This is a genomic window from Acidithiobacillus concretivorus (assembly GCF_018853445.1).
GTDB lineage: Bacteria > Pseudomonadota > Gammaproteobacteria > Acidithiobacillales > Acidithiobacillaceae > Acidithiobacillus > Acidithiobacillus concretivorus.
In genome coordinates this window covers 1-1751 of sequence record NZ_JABELD010000091.1, presented here as the reverse complement: position 1 = coordinate 1751, position 1751 = coordinate 1, and the positions used below count along the sequence as shown (strand labels likewise).

Genomic DNA, 1751 nt, shown 5'->3' with positions numbered 1-1751 from the left:
CTCCCGACCACATCAGCCAGTAATTCAGGGCTGGCTTGTCCGGCATCAAGCGGTCATTATAAGTCGGGACGACGAGGTTGTCGGCGGCAATCTGATCTTTCAGGCTTTGCGCGTAAATGGGTTCATCAATATCCCAGAGGCTGGTATTGCCAGTACCCCAGGCAAAAAAGAGGAACGCCAGGAAGAAAAGGGCGAGGGCCTTGATCCTAAATCCGCGCTGAAGATTCTGCTGCGCTGCAGTCATCTCAATTTTCTGCCAGGACTGTGTCCGGTCAAAGCGTTTGTAATCAAGGAAAGAGTTCCGGAAGGGACAATCCCCGATTATACCCTCAGCATCGGGGTAAACCAAAGTGAACAACCCATGATTTTCAGGAGGCGTCCAACAGGTCGGGCGCGCAATGACGCAGGGTTTCCTTGAGCATGACAAAATAGCGTTGGTAGCGCGTGAGTTCATGATCCATCAGCAGCATCTGATCCATCATGGCATCGGGCCTTTCTTCAGGCAGGCGCTGCATGATTTCCTGCCATTGGCTGTTGATGAACTGGTGACGCTCTTCCAGAGCATTCAGTAAATCATCCAGATCAGGATTTTTTACGGAATGCTTGGAGGGATGACGTGCGGCGGCGAGTCCGAGTAATTGGGTTGATTTTATGGGGACTGTTTTCAAGGAGCGTGATTTCATGAGGTTGGCCTTGTTGAATGTAAATTTTTTCGTTTATCTGCAGCTTTTATGACTGTTGTAGAGTGGAAAAAGTTGCGCTTGGTTACAAAAAAACCGGCCGCGCCGAAGCAGCGACCGGTTTTTCAGCAAGCCACTATCAGTGGGCGCCGTAGACGCTTTTTTTAGTGAAGCGACCCCGGAAGACCCAGATCTGATACCAGTTGTACATGATCATGACAGGCACAAAACCGGTCATAAACAAGGTGAACACCGCCATGGAATTGGCCGGATTGGAGGCCGCATGAATAGTCCAAGTACCCGGGACAATGTAGGGGAACATGGTTGCCCACATGGCCGCCCAGAGTAGAACCACTACCCCTTCACCCCAAAGCAGCGCAGTAAAATCATGCTGCATGGAGTGGTTGGTCATGGATTTGAAAGCGAAGAAAAGGACGATGACAAACCAGATAGCCCAGATCCACCAATTGGGACCTGTCCACTTGGCAGCGGCCCAGGGGAAAATGGCATAAGACCAAACCAGTGTGATGACAATCGCTATTAACGCCAGATAGGAGAACAAATTGGTCCAGGACTTGGCGCGTTCATGAATCACATCGCCTGGTAAAAAGCGGGCACAGAGAAACAAGCCTCCGGCCAGACCGGCGGCTATCACCGCACCAAAACCCGTCCAGATGGAAAATGGGGTCAGGAAGTTCATGGCCCCTCCCGCATAGTGCATCACGGGGGTTGTGAAACCCCGATCAGCGATTCCACTCATGGCAATACCGGATTTCATGGGGAAACCCTGCAATACGGCACCTAGCGAAACACCAGCGAAAAATGGCGCGACCAGGCTGCCGATGGCGAAAGCCCAGCCCCACAGACGTTTACTGCTGCGCGCATGAATATGAAATTCAAAAGCCACAGCGCGGGAGATGATGCCCCACAGAGCAAGCATCAGGGGAATCATCAAAAAGTTGAATGCAGACCCATAAACCAGAGGGAATGCACCAAACAATACCCCGCCAGCAACTACCAGCCAGGTCTCGTTGCCATCCCAGAAGCCCGCCATGGATGCCATGATGGCAC

At 52.0% G+C, this 1751-nt stretch carries 2 protein-coding genes and 1 pseudogene; all 3 read right to left on the bottom strand.

The genetic code is table 11. From position 1 onward, the window contains the following. Positions 1-244, bottom strand: a pseudogene (locus tag HJG40_RS11585) (ArnT family glycosyltransferase); the annotation flags it as partial. Positions 245-368: 124 nt separating this feature from the next. Further along, positions 369-683: a hypothetical protein gene (locus tag HJG40_RS11580; RefSeq protein WP_215864341.1), complete on the bottom strand. Its 315-nt coding sequence runs from the start codon at positions 681-683 to the stop codon at positions 369-371. A gap of 136 nt (positions 684-819) precedes the next feature. Then, a partial coding sequence (locus HJG40_RS11575; RefSeq protein ID WP_215864340.1) for a cytochrome d ubiquinol oxidase subunit II occupies positions 820-1751 on the bottom strand: 932 nt, incomplete at its 5' end.

Coding starts and splice junctions, on each gene's coding strand:
- HJG40_RS11580 (WP_215864341.1), bottom strand. CDS start 683: ATGAAATCACGCTCCTTGAAAACAGTCCCCATAAAATCAACCCAATTA.